The organism is Actinomadura chokoriensis, assembly GCF_039529475.1.
Lineage (GTDB): Bacteria > Actinomycetota > Actinomycetes > Streptosporangiales > Streptosporangiaceae > Spirillospora > Spirillospora bangladeshensis.
Window position 1 is genome coordinate 338,934 of sequence record NZ_BAAAMW010000002.1, and the last position, 17,106, is coordinate 356,039.

At 72.6% G+C, this 17,106-nt stretch carries 11 protein-coding genes and 1 riboswitch; of the genes, 3 read left to right on the forward strand and 8 right to left on the reverse strand.

Going from position 1 to position 17,106, the window contains the following annotated elements; all coding sequences use genetic code 11:
• Window positions 1–27: 27 nt before the first annotated feature.
• Both ABFX46_RS05790 and ABFX46_RS05795 read left to right on the forward strand, forming a co-directional pair.
• A complete protein-coding gene (locus tag ABFX46_RS05790) occupies window positions 28–705 on the forward strand; it encodes a 4Fe-4S single cluster domain-containing protein (RefSeq protein ID WP_346040689.1) in 678 nt (225 codons plus the stop codon).
• Window positions 693–2,033: an FHA domain-containing protein gene (locus ABFX46_RS05795; RefSeq protein WP_346040292.1), complete on the forward strand. Its 1,341-nt coding sequence runs from the start codon at window positions 693–695 to the stop codon at window positions 2,031–2,033. The genes ABFX46_RS05790 and ABFX46_RS05795 overlap by 13 nt, the downstream gene beginning before the upstream one ends.
• A 75-nt stretch (window positions 2,034–2,108) precedes the next feature.
• On the opposite strand, the gene typA is transcribed toward ABFX46_RS05795, so the two are convergent.
• The gene (typA, locus tag ABFX46_RS05800) at window positions 2,109–3,962 is read right to left on the reverse strand and encodes a translational GTPase TypA (RefSeq protein WP_346040293.1); all 1,854 of its coding nucleotides are present in this window, start codon (window positions 3,960–3,962) and stop codon (window positions 2,109–2,111) included.
• 202 nt (window positions 3,963–4,164) lie between these two features.
• A riboswitch (cyclic di-AMP (ydaO/yuaA leader) is annotated at window positions 4,165–4,313 on the forward strand.
• 7 nt (window positions 4,314–4,320) lie between these two features.
• Between typA and ABFX46_RS05805 the strand changes: the two genes are divergently transcribed.
• On the forward strand, window positions 4,321–5,340 hold the full coding sequence (locus ABFX46_RS05805) for a C40 family peptidase (protein WP_346040294.1): 1,020 nt from the start codon (window positions 4,321–4,323) through the stop codon (window positions 5,338–5,340).
• A 541-nt stretch (window positions 5,341–5,881) separates the two neighbouring features.
• Here ABFX46_RS05805 and ABFX46_RS05810 read toward each other — a convergent pair.
• The 7 genes from ABFX46_RS05810 to ABFX46_RS05840 form a co-directional block, all read right to left on the reverse strand.
• Entirely contained in the window at window positions 5,882–6,256 is a 375-nt protein-coding gene (locus tag ABFX46_RS05810; RefSeq protein ID WP_346040295.1) for a (deoxy)nucleoside triphosphate pyrophosphohydrolase, read from the reverse strand.
• A gap of 20 nt (window positions 6,257–6,276) precedes the next feature.
• On the reverse strand, window positions 6,277–7,065 hold the full coding sequence (locus tag ABFX46_RS05815; RefSeq protein WP_346040296.1) for a Mut7-C RNAse domain-containing protein: 789 nt from the start codon (window positions 7,063–7,065) through the stop codon (window positions 6,277–6,279).
• 40 nt (window positions 7,066–7,105) lie between these two features.
• Entirely contained in the window at window positions 7,106–8,167 is a 1,062-nt protein-coding gene (locus ABFX46_RS05820) for a C40 family peptidase (protein ID WP_346040297.1), read from the reverse strand.
• The gene (locus tag ABFX46_RS05825) at window positions 8,164–8,805 is read right to left on the reverse strand and encodes a hypothetical protein (RefSeq protein ID WP_346040298.1); all 642 of its coding nucleotides are present in this window, start codon (window positions 8,803–8,805) and stop codon (window positions 8,164–8,166) included. The genes ABFX46_RS05820 and ABFX46_RS05825 overlap by 4 nt, the downstream gene beginning before the upstream one ends.
• A complete protein-coding gene (locus tag ABFX46_RS05830; protein WP_346040299.1) occupies window positions 8,802–11,267 on the reverse strand; it encodes a type IV secretion system protein in 2,466 nt (821 codons plus the stop codon). Before ABFX46_RS05830 ends, ABFX46_RS05825 begins: the two co-directional genes overlap by 4 nt.
• A complete protein-coding gene (locus ABFX46_RS05835; protein WP_346040300.1) occupies window positions 11,264–13,753 on the reverse strand; it encodes an ATP-binding protein in 2,490 nt (829 codons plus the stop codon). Before ABFX46_RS05835 ends, ABFX46_RS05830 begins: the two co-directional genes overlap by 4 nt.
• A gap of 211 nt (window positions 13,754–13,964) precedes the next feature.
• Complete coding sequence (locus ABFX46_RS05840) at window positions 13,965–17,087, reverse strand: TcpE family conjugal transfer membrane protein (protein WP_346040301.1); 3,123 nt, start codon at window positions 17,085–17,087, stop codon at window positions 13,965–13,967.
• Window positions 17,088–17,106 lie beyond the last annotated feature (19 nt).

Sequence of the window (17,106 nt, forward strand, 5' to 3'; positions counted from 1 at the left end):
CTGCTGCTCGCCAAGGCGCACTACCCCGTGACCACTCTCGGCCCCGGGACGCGCGCCGGCATCTGGACGCAGGGCTGCACGCTGCACTGCCCCGGCTGCCTGTCCAGGGACACCTGGGACGCCGACCCGCGCCGCGCGGTGCCCGTCGCGACCGTTTTAGGATGGCTCGCGTCCCTGCCCGGACCGGTGGACGGAGTGACCATTTCCGGTGGTGAGCCGTTCGAGCAGCCGGCCGCGCTGGCGGCCCTGCTGCGCGGAGTCCGAGCGTGGCGGGACGAACCCGGCCGTGAGACGATTGAGTTGGACATATTGGTTTACAGCGGATATGCCTACTCGCGGCTCTCCCGCAGCGGTGAGACGCGCGAGATCCTGGACATGTGCGACGCCGTGATCACGGGGCCGTACGTCGACCGGTTGAATCCCGGGGGGCGACACTCGGGGGACGGCTCCCTACTCTGGAGGGGGTCGGCCAACCAGCGTGTCGTGCCGCTGTCCCCGCTGGGGCGCGAGCGGTACGGGGCAGTGGCCGGTGTCGGCGAGACTGGAGAAGGAACAGGGCCCCGAGTACAGGTGTCCGTGGACGAAGGGCCGGAGGGAAGGCGGGTGTACTACATCGGGATCCCGCGAAGGGGTGACATGGAGCACCTGACGTCGAGGCTCGACCGCGCCGGCGTGCGCTCGGGGGATGTGTCATGGCGACCTTGAACTGTCCTGTCTGCGGTGAGCCGCACCAGCAGGGCGATCTGCTCTGCATGAACTGCGGGGCCAACCTGGCGCGCGGCGGTGGCGCCCACCGGCAGGGGCCGGGCGGGTACGACGACCAGCAGCCGCCGCGGACGCCCCCGCCGCCGGGGCCGGGCGGCCAGTACGGCGGCCAGCAGGACCAGTACGGCGGCCAGCAGTACGGCCAGCCGCAGCAGCCCCACGACCCGTACGGGCAGCAGGCCCCGCAGCACCAGCAGCCGGGCCCGCCCGGCCAGCAGCAGGACCCGTGGGGCGCGCCGCAGCCGCAGCAGCAGCCCGACGCCTGGGGGGCGCCCATGCCCCCGCAGGGGCAGGACCAGCACGGCCAGCCCGGGCAGTACGGCCAGCCCCCGCACGGCTCACCCCAGCACGGCTCTCCCCAGCACGGCTCTCCCCAGCACGGCTCACCCCAGCACGGGGGCCAGCCGCCGATGCAGCAGCATCAGCAGCAGCCCGCGGACCAGTGGGGGCCGCCCCAGCCGCAGCAGGACCAGTGGGGCGCGCCGCCGCAGCGCGAGCAGCAGTACCAGCCGCCCCAGGACCAGTACGGCGCACCCCCGCAGGACCAGTACGGGTCCCCGCAGCAGGACCAGTACGGGTCTCCGCAGCCTGATCAGTACGGTGCCCCCCAGCAGGACCAGTACGGTGCGCCGCAGGATCAGTACGGCGCCCCCCGCGACCAGTACGGCGCTCCGCAGCCCCCGGCCGACCACCAGTTCGGCCAGCCGCCCCAGTACGGGCAGCCGCAGCACGGCCCGCCCCAGCACGGCGGCGGCCAGCACGGCGGCCCGCAGCACGGCGGCCAGCCGCCGCTGCCGCCGCACGGCCGCGAGGCGACGCTGCTGCCGCCCGACCACAACCAGGGCCAGCGTCCCGCCCCCGACAGCACGGCGTTCATGTGCCCGTACTGCGAGGCGGTGCTGAGCAATCCGGGCGCGGCGCAGTGCGACTCCTGCCTGCGCCCGCTGCCCAAGCAGGGCACACCCGTCCTGCGCGTGCAGTTCCCGACCGGCGAGCTGAAGGTCTCCGTCGGCCAGCACCTCGTGCTCGGCCGGGACGCGGGCCAGTCGCCGGTGGCGGCCACGTTCACGCAGTACGACAACGTGTCGCGGCGCCACTCGACGGTCTGGCTCGACCCGTCCGGGACGGCCTGGGTGCGGGACGAGGGCTCCACCAACGGGACGTTCGTCAACGGCGAGCGGCTCCCCCGCGGCGTCGAGGCGCCCCTCCGCGACGGCGACCAGCTCCGCCTGGCCGCCGACGTGACCGGGACCGTCCAGCTGAAGTGACAGGCGCGTAAGAAGGCGGCCCCGCGGTTCCCACCGGAACCGCGGGGCCGCCTCTTTCGCACGGCGGCGAGGCCGCTACCCGGCGCGCTTGGTGCGGGCGCGCATGCGCTCGCGCTCCTTGGCGTCCAGCACGACCTTGCGGATGCGGACGTTCGCCGGGGTCACCTCGACGCACTCGTCCTCGCGGCAGAACTCCAGCGCCTCCTCCAGCGACAGGATGCGCGGCGGGGTGAGCCGCTCCAGCTCGTCGCCGGTGGACGACCGCATGTTCGTGAGCTTCTTCTCCTTGGTGATGTTGACGTCCATGTCGTCGGCGCGGGAGTTCTCCCCGACGATCATGCCCTCGTACACCTCGGTGGTCGGCCCGACGAAGAACGTGCCGCGCTCCTGCAGGTTCGTGATCGCGTACGCGGTGGCGGCGCCGGCGCGGTCGGCGACCAGCGAGCCGGACGGCCGGGTGCGCAGCTCGCCGAACCAGGGCTCGTAGGCCTCGAACACGTGGTGCGCCATGCCGGTGCCGCGCGTCTCGGTCATGAACTCGGTGCGGAACCCGATCAGGCCGCGGGCCGGGACGAGGAACTCCATCCGGACCCAGCCGGTGCCGTGGTTCGTCATGTGCTCCATGCGGCCCTTGCGGACCGCCATCAGCTGCGTGACGGCGCCGAGGTGCTCCTCGGGGATGTCGATGGTGAGCCGCTCGACCGGCTCGTGCTTCTTGCCGTCGATCGTCTTCGCGACGACCTGCGGCTTGCCGACGGTCAGCTCGTAGCCCTCGCGGCGCATGTTCTCGACGAGGATCGCGAGGGCCAGCTCGCCGCGGCCCTGCACCTCCCAGGCGTCCGGGCGCTCGGTCGGCAGCACCTTGATCGACACGTTGCCGACCAGCTCCCGGTCGATGCGGTCCTTCACCATGCGGGCGGTGACCTTGGTGCCCTTCTCGCGGCCGGCCATCGGCCCGGTGTTGGTGCCGATCGTCATCGAGATCGCGGGCTCGTCCACCGTGATCAGCGGCAGCGGGCGCGGGTCGTCGGGGTCGGCGATGGTGTCGCCGATCATGATGTCCGGGATGCCGGCGATCGCGATGATGTCGCCCGGGCCCGCGTCGTCGGCGGGCTTGCGGGTGAGCGCGTCCGTCATCAGCAGCTCGGTGATCTTCACCTTCTCGATGCTGCCGTCGTGCCGGCACCAGGCGACCTGCTGGCCCTTCTTGATCGTCCCGGCGTGCACCCGGCACAGCGCGATCCGGCCGAGGTAGCTGGAGGCGTCCAGGTTCGTGACGTGCGCCTGCAGCGGCGCGTCCGGGTCGTAGGACGGCGCCGGGATCGTGTCGGTGATGACCGTGAACAGCGGCTCCAGATCGGCCGAGTTCGGCATCTCCCCGTCGGCGGGCTTGTCGAGCGAGGCCCGACCGGCCCGGCCCGACGCGTACACGATCGGGAAGTCGATCTGGTCCTCGTCGGCGTCGAGGTCCATGAACAGCTCGTACGTCTCGTCCACGACCTCGTCGATGCGCGCGTCGGGACGGTCGGTCTTGTTCACGACCAGGATCACCGGCAGCCGCGCGGCGAGCGCCTTGCGCAGCACGAACCGGGTCTGCGGCAGCGGGCCCTCGCTGGCGTCCACGAGCAGGACGACGCCGTCCACCATGGACAGCCCGCGCTCGACCTCGCCGCCGAAGTCGGCGTGGCCGGGCGTGTCGATGATGTTGATCGTCATCCCGTTGTGCCGGACGGCCGTGTTCTTCGCGAGAATCGTGATGCCCTTCTCGCGCTCGAGGTCGTTGGAGTCCATGACCCGGTCGTCGACGTCCTGGTTCTCGCGGAAGGCCCCGGACTGCCAGAGCATGGCGTCGACCAGCGTCGTCTTTCCGTGGTCGACGTGGGCGACGATCGCGACGTTCCGGAGGTCGTCGCGCGTGGAGATGGGCATGCGGGTTACCTTGTGTGAGATTTCAGGGAGACGCTGCGGAACCACGGCAGCACTCCATTCTACGCGCCGCGGCGCACCCCCCATCCCGAGCGCGTCCGCCCCACCTGTCACAGGGGTTCACACGGGCCCCGATTCGCATACTTTGCCGATCCTTTGTAATCTGCCCGAGATCCGGTCGTCCGAAGTCCCACCCCCCGGGGCTGCGTCCGGAACGCCGAATCTCCCGCCCGCCGGGAGAACCGGGGACCCACATCCCTGGGGTGAATCGGCGCCCGCCGCGGGCGCGCGCCGTAGGGCGACTCCTGGCCCGAACCCGTCAGCTAACCCGGTAGGCGCGCGAGGAGAGGAGAACACCGGCTTGGCACCGGACCCCCACCGGCGGCGCCGCGTCGCGCCCGCCGCCACCGCGGCCACCATGCTCCTGATCGGCCTCGGCGCCACCGCGCCCGTCGCCGCGCACGCCGCTGGACCGTTCCGGCTCGCCGCGGCCGCGACCGCGCCGACCCCCACCCCCACCACGGAGCAGGGCCTGCGCAAGAGCCTCGACGCGCTGAACGAAGAGGCCGAGATCCTCACCGAGAAGTTCAACAAGGCGCGGGTGGACTGGAAGGCGGCGCGGAAGGCCGAGCAGGACGCCACCAAGAACGCGGAGACGCTGCGCGCCCAGGCCGCCCCCGCCCGCGAGCAGCTCGGGCGGATGGCCGCCGCCACCTACATGGCCGGCGCCCCCGACGCGATCTTCGGTGCCGACGGCTCCCCCGAGGGGCTGTCCGAACGCGCCTACCTGACCCAGAACCAGGCCACCGCCGTCCAGGCGCTGAAGAAGCAGATCGACCAGGCCGAGGCCGCGCAGCGCACCGCCGAGGCCAAGACCGCGCAGGTCCAGAAGGCCTGGGAGGACGCCAAGAAGGCGCGCGCGGACGCCAAGGCCAAGGTCACCGAGGTGATGAAGCGCCTCGACAAGCTGACCACCACGAGCGCCCGCGACCCCCGCACCGGCCTCAGCGCGAAGATCAAGGGCTCCGGCCTGCCCGCCAAGATGGCCCGCAAGGCCTACGGCAAGATCGGCTCCCCGTACGTGTGGGCCGCCGCCGGCCCGAGCAGCTTCGACTGCTCCGGCCTCGTCGTCTGGGCCTACGCCCAGGTCGGCAAGCCCGGCCTCCCGCACTACACCGGCGACCTGTACCAGCTCGGCACCAAGGTGTCCCGCGGCGAGCTCCGCTCCGGCGACCTGGTCTACTTCGGCAGCAACCTCCACCACATGGGCATCTACCTCAGCGACGGCAAGTACCTGCACGCCCCGCAGACCGGTGACGTGGTGAAGATCTCCAAGCTCTCCGACCGCTCCGACTACGCGGGCGCCAACCGCATCTCCTGACCGGCCCGCCCACGCGGCCCCTCAGTCGTCGGGGGCTTCCTGCGGCGCGGCAGGAAGCCCCTGGCGTTTTTTCTGTATTTTTCTCCTCCTTCGGGCCTGGCGGCCCTCCATCGTCGAAAAACACGGTGCGATCGCTGCATCGCATCCGACTCGCCTAGCGGCTCGCTGCGCGATCAGGTTCTCGCTTCGCTCGAACCTGCCTCCGGTCGCGATCGCGACGCCTGAGGTCGCTGCGTGGTCGCGGCGGTGGCTGATGTCTCCGAAACGGGCCCCCGCTCCCCGATGGCGAAGCCCTCGCCAGCGATGGCGTCAGACTGAGGATGACGAGCTCGTTGCGTGGCTGCCGGCGGTTGCCAATGGCCCCGGGACCGGTCCCCGGCTCCCCGATGGCGACGTCCTCGCAGGCGAGGGCGTCGGACTGAAGTTGCTGCGTGGTAGCGGTAGTGGCTGATGCCCCAGGACGGGTTCCCCGCTCCTGGATGTTGGGGTCGTTGCTAGTCGCTGTGGTGGCCGGTGTTGTGGGGACGGGGGCTGCCGGCTCCTAGATGTTGAGGCCCTCTTGGGCGAGGGTGTCTATTACCGGGCGGTCGCCTGGGAGCCAGTCGACTTCGTAGAGTTCGTGTGGGGCCAGCCAGCGTAGGGCCAGGTGTTCTAGGGGGCGGGGTTCTCCTACGGTGATCTCGGCCGTCCAGATGCGGAGGACGGCCTTGTCGCTCAGGCGCCAGTCGGCGCCTATGCGGCGGTGCAGGCGGACTTTGATCGCCAGCTCCTCGTGGCACTCGCGGACCAGGGCGTCCTCGTCCGATTCGCCCGGGTCGACCTTGCCGCCCGGCAGCTCCCAGCCGCCCGCCATGTGCGGTGGCTCGGCGCGCTGCGCGCTCAGCAATCGTCCGTCCGCGATGATCGCCGCGCCCACGACCACGAGCTCGATCGCGATCAGCCCCTCTCCGTCACGGCGGCCCGCGGGCCGCCATTGCCGCGCGCGGCGTCGACCAGCCGCACCGCGTCCTGGACGATCTCCTCCAGGTGGCCGCCGTGCGCGCCGCGCCAGTAGACCTGCCCGCAGTCGGCGCACCGGCCGTAGACGTCGTAGCTGCGGCGCGTTCCCGCCTCCAGGCCGCTCTCGACCTCGCTCTTGTCGACCGGGACCAGCTCGCCGTTGCAGGCCGTGCAGCGCGTCCACGGGTGCAGGACGGGCGCGAACCGGTCGAGGAGGTCGCGGAGCTGGTCGTCCGGCCGGGAGCCGCGGACGTAGGCGCCGAACCATAGCGCGCGGCGGCGCAGGAGGCCGCGGTCCTGGGTGAGCAGGACGCGGCGCTCCGCGTTGGCCTGGACGACGAGCGCAGGATCGTCCATGTCGTTGTGGTAGGCCGTGTCCAGGCCGAGGAGGCGCATGCGGCGGGCGAGCGTGCCGAGGTGGACGTCCAGCAGGAAGCGCGGCGCGTCCTGGCCCGGGTCGAGCGGGACGGGCTGGGGGCGCGGCACCGCCGCCACGTCGGCCTCGTCGCCCGGCTCGGGGCGGACGGACGGTTCGACGCGCTCGCCGCCGAGCGTCATCGGGCCCGCCTCGGGCAGCGGCACGCCGAGCGACTCCACGAGATGCCCGAGCGTCGACGTCCCGTCGCACGGCACCCGATTCGCGGTCTCCCGCCGGGTCGCGGGCAGGAACATCAGCAGCTCGTCGGCGACGCGGATCGTCATCTCGGACTCCACGCCGATCAGCATGCCACGCCCCACCGACGTTCCCCGACGCATTAACGGCGGGTCAGGGGCGGCGCGCGGCCAGTTCGCCGACCTTCTTCTTGAAGTCGGGGCGCGCGAGCGGGCGGGTCACGCCGATCCAGTCCGACCGCTTGTAGGTCTTCACGCCGATCGCGGGGACGCATGTCGAGCAGCTCGCCACGATCATCTTGCCCTTGCCGATGACCATCCCGACATGGCCGGGGTTGTCCGAGGACGTCCCCGGGCCGGAGTTGAAGAACACCAGGTCGCCGGGCTGCTCCTTGCCCTTGGCGATCTTCACGCCGAACGGCCACTGCTGGAACGTGGTGCGCGGGAGGTTCAGGCCCACCTGCCGGTAGGCGGCCTGGATGAGGCTGGAGCAGTCCCACGCGTCCGGGCCGTTGGCGCCGAACACGTACGGCTTGCCGCGCTGCGCCATCGCGAACTGGATGATCTGCTCGACGAGGTCGCCGATGTTCGCGGGGAGTTCGTTGTCCTCGCAGTTGATGCCGTTCGCCTGGACGACCTTGAACTCGCCTCCGGCGTAGCGCTTCGCCCAGTCGAGGACGAGGTCGACGTAGTCCGACGAGTGGTTGTACTGGAAGATCGCCGTCCTCATCCGCTGCGGGGCGCCGTTGTGCTTGAGGTAGGCGGCCGCCGAGGGGATCGCGTCGGCCGGGTCGTAGCGGTCCTTCTTGCCGTCCTTGTTGCCGTCGACGCCGAACGCCTTGAACGTCGCGGCGAGGAACTGCATCGGCCCGCCGGCGCCCGCGTAGTTCTCCCCGCTGCTGACGCCGGCGAGCGTCGACCGGCCGTGGTCGGTCTCGACCTTGCCGATGCCGGCCAGCACGTTCCACGGGATGCCGTACTTCTTGCCGGCCTCCTCGTAGAGCTTCAGGTAGTTCGCGGGGACGGCCTTCGCGTCGTTCGCCGCGGCGGGCTGCGCGTCGGCGCCGGCGACGTCCACGCAGTTCCCGCCGCCGCCGATCCCGCCGCCGAACATGAACTGGCTCGCGCCGAACAGGATCGGGACGAACACCAGCGCGACGAACAGCGTCGCGGCGGCGCCGAGGCCGCCGGCGAACAGCAAGCGGCGCGGGCTCATCCGGTGTCACCCGCCTGACCGGCGTCCGCGGGCGCGAACGAGTACACCTTGAGCGAGCCGCCGTCGCGCGCGACGGTCACGGCGTACTGCTTGCTCTCGGTGCTGTCCTTGCCGCCCTTGGTGAGCTGCCGGCGGCCGGTCACCAGGAAGATGATCGAGTTGTTCTCGATGGTGCGCACCTGGTCGATGGACGCCGAGCCCTGCGCGACGACCTGCTCGCGGCGGCGCTCCTCCACGAGGCCGGGCGTGGCCGCGTCCTGGCCGAGCTGCTGGGTCAGGTCGTCGGTGGCCAGGCCGGACAGGCGGCCCATGTAGGTCTCGGGGGGCTCGTCGTAGCGGTACGTCCCGTACGCGGCGACGAACCGCTGGGCCAGGTCCGCCGCCGTGGCGAACTCCTGCCGGGAGAACGGCAGCAGCCGGTAGATGTCGAAGTCGCCCGGGTTCACGGCGTTCTGGATGCCGGGCGGCGGGGACTGCGGGCCCGGCGGGCCCGCCGTGGGCGTCGCGCTCGGCCTCGCTTCCCTGGCCCTGTCGTCGCCGTGGTCGGGCGAGGCGACGGTCAGGTAGACGCCGACGACGGCGAGCACCACGACGAGCCCCGCGAACAGCAGCTTGCGCCGGCGGTCGTTCAGGTTCACCGGTCGTCCCCGTCCGGCTCACCGGACGGACGGTCGACCGGCCGCAGCCAGAACGGGATCGGCGGACCCTCCTCGGAGCCGCGCCGGCCCCACAGCGGCGGGGGCTGCCGCCGCCCGCCCGGGCCCTGCGCGGGCGGGTTCCCGTTCCCGTTGGACGAGCCGCCGCCGGAACCGCCGCGCTGCCTGGGGACGTTCGCCGCAGGCGACCCGCCGCCGGACCCGCCGGAGCCTCCGCCCGAACCGCCGGAGCCGCCCGAACCGCCGCCGGAGCGGCCTCGGCCGCGTTCCACCGAACCGCCCGAGCGTCCGGCGCCGCCGAACCAGCCGCCGCCACCACCGGAGCCGCCGCCGTTACCGCCACCGGAACCGCCGGAGCCGCCCGAGCCGCCACCGCTGACGCCGCCGCCGTTGCCGCCGCGTCCCGACCAGGTGGTCGGCCGGACGGTGCCCGTGCCCGGCCCCGTGCCGGACGACGGTTTCCCGCCGCCGCCCGCGGCCCCGGCGCCCGAACCGCCGCCGCCCTTCGCCACCGAGACGCCGCCCGGCCGGTCGGCCGCGGCCGTCCCGCCGTCCGTGCGCCGGTCGCTGAGCGCGCCCGCGCGGGTCGGCAGGTTGAGCGGCGGCGCGCCGCGCCTGGTCCGTCCCTGCGAGGCGGCCGCGGCACCGCCCGCGCCGCGCGGCTTCGCGGCCAGGACCGGCGCCTCCTCCGGAGACGGGCCCTCGCCCGCCCCGGCGACCGCGCGCCGGTCCGCGACGGCGACCGCGGTGCCGGGAGCGGCATCGCCCTGCGTCGCGGGCGCCACGCCCTCAGAGGCGGCCTCGCGCTTCGCCCACCGGGCCAGCCGGTAACCGGCGGCGCCGGGCACGACGGCGCCCGCGACCCCGGTGGTGCTCCGGCGCGCCTCCGCGACCGACTTGTTGAGCTGCGCCTCGCTCTTCTCCCGCGACCCGACCGCCGAGTAGCCGACGGCGGAGAACAGGTGCTGGAACGGCTTGCGGTAGATGAACGCCGCGAACGTCACGAGCGCGATGAGCAGGACCTGCAGGCCCCACGGCAGCGTCTCGCCGAGGATGAGGCTGTAGGCCCACAGCAGCAGCGACAGCACGCCGATCAGCGCCGCCTGTTTGAGCAGCATCGACAGCAGCAGTTCCAGCCATCGGATGGCGATGACCCGTCCGATACCGGGATGTATCCCGATCCCGAGGAAGATCGGCCCCGCGACGAGCAGCAGCAGGAACGCGATCTTCACGACGATCAGCGCGATCGCGATGACCATGATGAGCAGCCCGGCGACCAGCGCCGCGAACAGGCCGCCGAACGCGACCGCCAGCCGGTTCTGCCAGTTCTTGCCCTGGTACAGGGCATAGGTCTGCGGGTAGTTGTCCTTGATGTTCTTGGTGACGTCCTTGTAGGCGTCGGCCTTCTTGCCGAGGTCGACCTTGTTATCGCCGTACGTCTCCGGCAGGTCGACCGCCTGCGACCAGAGCAGCTTGTCGGCGTTCTCCTTGACGATCTTGGCGTTGGGGTCGGTCGTGCCGAACTCTCCCTGCAGCCACGGCTTGCAGACCAGCGCCACCCACAGCCCGTTGGCGTTGCGGGTCGTCGCGTCGAGGTTCTGCGAGGTCGCCGGATCGGGCTTGCCGTCCGGCCTCGGTATGCACGTCCCGCCCTTGGTGTCGCTCTGCGGCAGCGCCGCGTTGAACGCGGCGCCGGTCGCCTCCGACGTCTTCGTCCCGAGCGTGGTGAAGTCGGCGGGACGCGCGACCAGCCACATGAGCGCCACCATCGCGGCGACCATCCAGATCACGCCCTCGGTGACCTTGCTCGCCCGCTTGCGGACCAGCCCCCACCAGGCGAGCCACATCGCGCTGAGGATGACCAGCCACGACCAGTAGCGCGCGTTGAACGTCTTGCCGATGTTGATGATGACGCCGTCGACGGTGTCCTTGAGCCAGCCGAGCAGCGAGTCGGACGCGGCGGCCTGGTAGACGCTGATCGTCGTCCGGTCGATCGCCCGGACGATGGTGAACGTGGTGTTGGCGAGGGCGTTGCCCATCAGCGCCATCGCGTCCGAGCAGTCCATGTCGACCGCGTACCAGGTCTGCCCGGCCATGCCGTAGCGGTCGTAGTAGGTCAGCTGATCGACGGACGTCTTCTGCAGCTTCTCGCTCGGGTAGTCGGGCGGCTTGATCATGCCGTCCGTCCCGGACCCGTACTGCTCGGGGGCGGGGCTGTCGGCCGGTCGGCACGGGCTGTTCGGGGAGAACGGACCCGCGCTCGCCATCGGCGAGAGGACGACGACGAAGATCGCCGCCACCAGCATCACGAGGACCGAGCGGCGGGTGCGCGGAAGCGGCCGGCGGCGCCGGCGGCGGCCGGGGCCGTCCAGGACCGCGCGGTCGAGCCCTTCGCCGGGCGAGCGCTGCAGGCGCGCGTTCGTCCGGTCGCGGGGACCCCTCATCGACTGACCTCCTCGACCTCGGCCCCCGCGACGGTGAGTTCGGACGCGCCCGGACGGGACCGGGTCGGGTTGGTGTCCAGCCAACGCTGCAGTTCCTCGGAGATCAGGTCGACGCCGATGCGCCCCGCTCGGCCGTCGAGGTCACGGAAGATGCATTCGCCGTTGCCGAGGTTGCGCAGCACGGCCTTGTGCTCGTCGGACGCCTCGACGCCGAGCAGCGACATGACGTTGCCGACCTCGACCCGTTCGGTGGAACGGAACGAGAACACCGACGACAGGCAGTTCGTCACCTGTTCGTTCAGCAGGTCCCCCGCGTTCTGGGAGACCAAGATCAAGGCGGTGTTCCGGGATCGTCCCATGCGGGACACCTCCGGCACCAGCTTCGCGCCCTCGGGTGTCGAGGTGATCGCCCACGCCTCGTCCAGGAAGATCGCCTTCGGCACCCGGCGGTCGAGGCCGTGCATGAGCCGCCGCGCGAACTGCGACACCAGGTACATCAGCGCCACCGACAGCCGCTGCTCGTAGGAGTAGTCCTCCCGCGAGATCGTGACGTCGGGCAGGGTGAGGCCGCCGAGCGTGAACACGGTCGTCCAGCCCTGCGTGTCGATGCGCTCCCCGCCGGACGGGTCGAAGCACAGCCGTGCGAGCCGCATCTCCGACATCGAGCGGAGCACCGCGCCGAGGTTCTTGGACGCGGGGTCCTCCGACGCCTCCAGATGGTCGACGACCCGGCCGAGCGACGGCCGCTCCGCGTTGGCGACCGCGCCGACCGCCTGGATCATCGCGGACTCGCGCTCCTCCGACATCCGCGGCAGCAGCAGCCGCAGCGTCTCGGTCGCCATCGTCTTCATCGTGGCGAGGTCGTCGCCGAACGAGAACGGGTCGAGCAGGCCCGGCGCCGCCGACCCGAGCGGCAGGATCCGCGCCTTCCTCCCCCGCGCCTTCAGCAGCTGGACCAGCGACTCGGCGTCGCCCTTCGGGTCGATCGCCGCGATCGTCACGCCGCGCAGCGCCATCTGGTAGATCAGCAGCAGGGCGAGGGTGGTCTTGCCGCCGCCCGGCTCCCCGGTGATCGCCACCGCGGTCGGACGGTTGCGGGCCGCGGCGACCAGCGGGTCGAAGTGCACGATGGACCGGGCCCGGCCGAGCGTCTCGCCGATGTAGGGGCCGATCCAGCCCTCCTGCTCGTCGTCCGGACGGTCGCCGAGGTCGACGGTCGCGATGGGCATGCCGCCCGCGATCGTCCGCAGCGGCTGCCGCTGCGCGTAGGCGTTGAGCCGGATCTGGTCGCCGGGCAGCGACTCCAGGAACAGGGAGAACTGGTCGCCGGTCGAGTTGACGACGTCGATGCCGATGTCGCGGTAGTGCTCCACGACCGCGTCCACCCGCCGGGCGAGCAACTCCTCGGTCGGCGCGGACACGATCAGCCGGTGCCACCCGTACACGAACGGCAGCCGCTCCTTGGTGATGCCGTGCTCCAGCATCCGGGCGGCGTCGATCTGCTCCGCGAGTGCGATCGGCGCCTCCGCGCCCGCCTCCCGGATGTGCTGGTCCATGTCGCGGGCGTGCGCGAGCTTCCGGGAGACGTCCTTGGACGCCTTCGCCGGCGGGATCAGCTTCAACCGCGCGCTGATCTCCACCGGGAACGGGAGCGCGTCGGAGTAGTGGAACCAGGGCTCGCCGTCAGGGAACGGCATCATGTCCGGGAACCGGGCGAACGACAGGTACGCGACATACGACTCGGCTGTGGCGCCGCCGCCCGCGCCCGTGAAGTTGGGCTGCTCGATCCGCAGGTAGGAGCGCCCGTTGTGGATGGCGCCCTCGACGAGCGACTCGATCTCGCCCTTGCCCCACGTCCGGCGCGCGACGGCGGACGGCGGCGGATCGGCCAGCGACCCCGTCACCGCGTGCTGGAACAGCCACGCGACCTCGGTCGAGGTGGCGTGCCGGGCGTAGAGCGCGGACCCGCCGAGCGCGCGTCCGACCCGTTCGGCCTGCTCCGTCCAGCGCGCGATCTCCTTCTTGTCGATCGCGTCGTCGTGCACACCGAGCACGTTCTCGCTGCGCTTGTAGAAGCCCATCAGCTGCGACAGCACGCCGCCCGACAGGTGCGCGCCCATGCCGCGCGGCCCGAGCCGTACCCCGAGGTAGACCTCCTTGGTCCAGAAGTCCTTCGCCCAGACGTGCGCGTAGGTCTCCTCCAGGTACTCGCGCCATCCGGGGCCGCCGTCGGACGTCCGGTCGAGGGCGAGCGCCCATTCCGCGGCCGGGTACGTCCGGTGCGCGATCCGCAGGTGGACCTCGGCGTCCTGCATCCGGATGCCCGCGAGCGCGATCGTGATGTTGGTGGCGAGCGCCTCGCGCTCCTCACCGGTGGTGAACTCGTACGACACCGTCGGCAGGCGGAAGTACGCCCAGGCGGCGTTGTCGGTGAACAGCACCCGGTCGTCGAAGTACCGGACGGCCAGCCGGCTGGACTTGCTCATGCCGCCCTCCCGCCGTCGGTTCCGACCCGTGCGCGCCCGTCCCCGGCGGACCTCCGGGGCGGGGAAGCGCTCATCGATTCTCCCGTCGCGCGGGCGGCCGCGCAGGGCTGCCCGGGAGAGTCTTTGCGGTCCGGACGGTCATGAACGTCAGGCGCGTCCGCCAGGGACGCCGCGTCCACTGCGGTCTCCGCTCGATGCCCGCGAGGGGCGCTCATCGGGTGGCCTCCTGCTCCTGCTGAAGCTCCTGGTAACGCTCGGGCATGACGGTGAAGCCGCCGGCGACCACACCGGCGAGGGCGAGATAGGCGCGCCGCGTCGGCGTCCGCAGCGATTTCAGTTCGTTGCGGGGCGCCCGGTCCATGCTCAGGTGATCGTCCCACGGGATGCGGACGAGGGCCCGGCACCGCCCGCGCGCCACGGCCTCGGCCTGCTCGACGTCGTCCATGCTGCGGCGGCTCACCCCGTTGATGACGGTCACCGCGCGGGACCGCAGTTCCTCGTAGCCGTGACCGTCCAGCCACTCGAAGGTCATCGCGACCGCGCGCGGCGCGTCCGCGCTGGCCGGCGCGACCAGCACGATCTGGTCGGCGTACGGCAGCACCCGGGCGACGACCGCGGCGGCGGCGTCCAGCAGCGTCACCGAGTAGAACTTGTCGATGGTCCGGATGGCCAGCGCGTAGTCGCGGTCATCGAGCGCCTGCAGCGGGTTCTTGCCCGCCGCGATGACATCGAGCCCCGACTTGGCCTGCGACGTGTACCGCCTCATGGCCGTGAGGCTGCCGACCTGGTCGGCCCGCGTGATGAGCCCGGTGAGCGTCTCATTGGTGTCACTGCGCGTCCGGCGCGCCAGCGCACCCGGCCCGGGATTCACGTCGATCGCGACGACGGGCTCCCCATTGTGCTGCGCGAACGTGTGCCCCAGCATCAACGCGGTGACGGTCTGCCCGGCACCCCCGGTGCACCCGAGCACGACGACATGACGCGTTCCATGGAACGGCTGCTGCAGCCGCTGCTGGTACTCGGCGTCGACCTCGCCGTGCCCGCCCCCGACCGCGTGGATGAGCCGTCGCAGCCCACCGGTCGTGACCTCGTGCTCCGGCCCGGGCGGCGTGATCGCGGGCCCGGACGGCGGCGGCGCGGGCGGCGGCGGCAGCGGCCGCGGCCGGACGGGCGACGCCGGCTGCGACCGGACCTCCCGCGGCGGCGCCTGCTCCTCCACGGGCGGCGCGGGCTCGGGCACTGCCGGCGCGACCCCCTCGCCCGCAGGCCGCATCGGCCTGGACAACCCTTCCGACCAGGGCTTGGGCGGCTCCCGCCGCGGCGCCGGCGGCTGCGCCCCGAACGCCCCGGGCACCATCGGCACGTCCGGCCGCGTAGCAGGCGGCGGCGCCCAAGGCGGCGGCACCGGCGGCCCGGCGACCCGCCGATCCCCAAGCTCCCCAGCCGCCCCGCCCGCAGCAGCCGGACGCTCCACGCGCCCCTCGGACGGCTCACCAGAAGCCTGCGCGCCGGCTGGCAGCGCCGACGCCGCCGGACGCCGGCCCCTCACCTGCCCCGGCGGAGTCTCGGCACCGCGAGGACCCGAAGCGCTACCGGCAACAGGCACAGCAGCCGGGTCGCCCGGGGTCTGCGCGGGCGACGCCGGACGCTGGCCCCTCACCTGCTGCGGCTGACCCTCCGCAGGCCCAGAACCCCGACCGGCCACCCGCACATCAGACGAATCACCCGACGGAACACGCGACTCCCGAAGCGCCTCGCGCTCCGGCGCGGCGCCCGCAGAACGCTCGGCACCCGCGGCAGGTACGCGACCGGACGCCTCGTCAGAGTTGGGCGCGGACGCCTCGTCCGCCACACGCGACTCAGATGGCCCACCGGCAGCCCGCGCGGCCGCCGGCTCTGCCGGGGCCGGCGGACGCTGACCGCTCGCGTGATCCGGCGGAGCCTCCGCTCCACGAGAACTCGGAGCACTGCCGGCAACGCGAACGTCAGCCGGATCGCCCGGGGTCTGCTCGGCCGGCGACACCGGATGCCTACTGCTCACCTGCTGCGGCGGAGTCTCCGCAGGCTCGGAACCCCGTGAGGCCCGACCCGCCAACTGCGCATCGGCCGAGTCACCTGTCGGAACGCGCGGCTCCCGAAGCGCCTCGCGCTCTGGCGCGGCGCCCGCAGAACGCTCGGCGCCCGCAGCAGGTACGCGACCGGAGGCCTCGTCAGAGCTGGGCGCGGACGCTCCGTCCGCGACGCGGGCCTCGGACGGACTGCCGGGGGTCTGTGCGCTCGTCTGCTGTGGCTGGTCCGGCGCGGTCTCTGCGGTGCGGGACGCAGGGCTACCGGCAACGCGCACGTCGGACGAGTCACCCGACGTGTGCGCGGCGGGCGGCTGGGCTGGACGCTGTGCGCTCGACTGGTGCGGCTGACCCGGTGCTGGCTCCGTACCCCGAGAAGCCGAGGGGGTGTCGGCGCGGGCGGCGGGTGTTGGTGGGGTGGGGGGTGGGGCCGCCCATGACGGTGGGGGGGTCTGTGGGCGGGTGGGGGGTTCGGGGGACGCGGGGGCGTTGGCTATTTCCTCGGCGGCTCGGCGGATGGCGGCCGGGTTCTGCTGGGGGATGTCGGGGCGGGTGGCGGGGGCGGCCTGCCAGAACTCGGCGGGGGCGCCCGGGCGGCGGACGCCGGAGGCCAGGGCGCGCTTGCCGGAGCCCGCGGGGGTCTCCAGGCGGGGGGTCGCCGGGGGGCGTTCCGTCTCGGCGGGGATGGGCAGGACGTCGTCCTCGTGGGAGATGTCGCGGGTGGTGCGGCGCCAGGGCTTGGGGGGCGCGGACGCGGTCTGGGCGGCGTAGTCGACCAGGGGCGGGGGCGCCGCGGCCGCCGCGGGGCGGGGCAGGCGGGCGGGGAGGGGGGTCGGCGCGGGCTCCCGGCGGCGCTTGCGGTGGGCCTTGACGGCGGCGCGCTCCATCGCGGCGGGGGCCTCGGCGCGGCGCCACACGCGGGCGACGATCACCACTTCGCGGGGCTCGCGGATGGGGGTGAGGCGGCACCAGGTGCGCGGCTCGGCGAGGTAGCGGGTCTGCGAGAGCAGCAGCTCGGTGAGGCGCTTGCCCTCGATGACCGGGCGCGTCGCGAGCCAGGTCAGGACGCCGGGCGGGACGATGTAGAGGACGTGCCACGGCGACTCGAAGGGGATGCCGACGAGCCTGAGCAGGAGGATCCACGGCACGAACACGCCGAGGAACACGCCGATCTGGACGAGCGGCAGCGGCATCGGAAGCCGCAGGTCGTACAGCTTGTAGAGCCGCTTCTCGATGCGCCAGATGTTCGTGTACGTGGGTAGATCCACGCCCTACTCCCCTAACTGC

Coding starts and splice junctions, on each gene's coding strand:
- ABFX46_RS05795 (WP_346040292.1), top strand. CDS start 693: ATGGCGACCTTGAACTGTCCTGTCTGCGGTGAGCCGCACCAGCAGGGC.
- typA (WP_346040293.1), bottom strand. CDS start 3,962: ATGCCCATCTCCACGCGCGACGACCTCCGGAACGTCGCGATCGTCGCC.
- ABFX46_RS05815 (WP_346040296.1), bottom strand. CDS start 7,065: ATGCTGATCGGCGTGGAGTCCGAGATGACGATCCGCGTCGCCGACGAG.
- ABFX46_RS05820 (WP_346040297.1), bottom strand. CDS start 8,167: ATGAGCCCGCGCCGCTTGCTGTTCGCCGGCGGCCTCGGCGCCGCCGCG.
- ABFX46_RS05830 (WP_346040299.1), bottom strand. CDS start 11,267: ATGAGGGGTCCCCGCGACCGGACGAACGCGCGCCTGCAGCGCTCGCCC.
- ABFX46_RS05835 (WP_346040300.1), bottom strand. CDS start 13,753: ATGAGCAAGTCCAGCCGGCTGGCCGTCCGGTACTTCGACGACCGGGTG.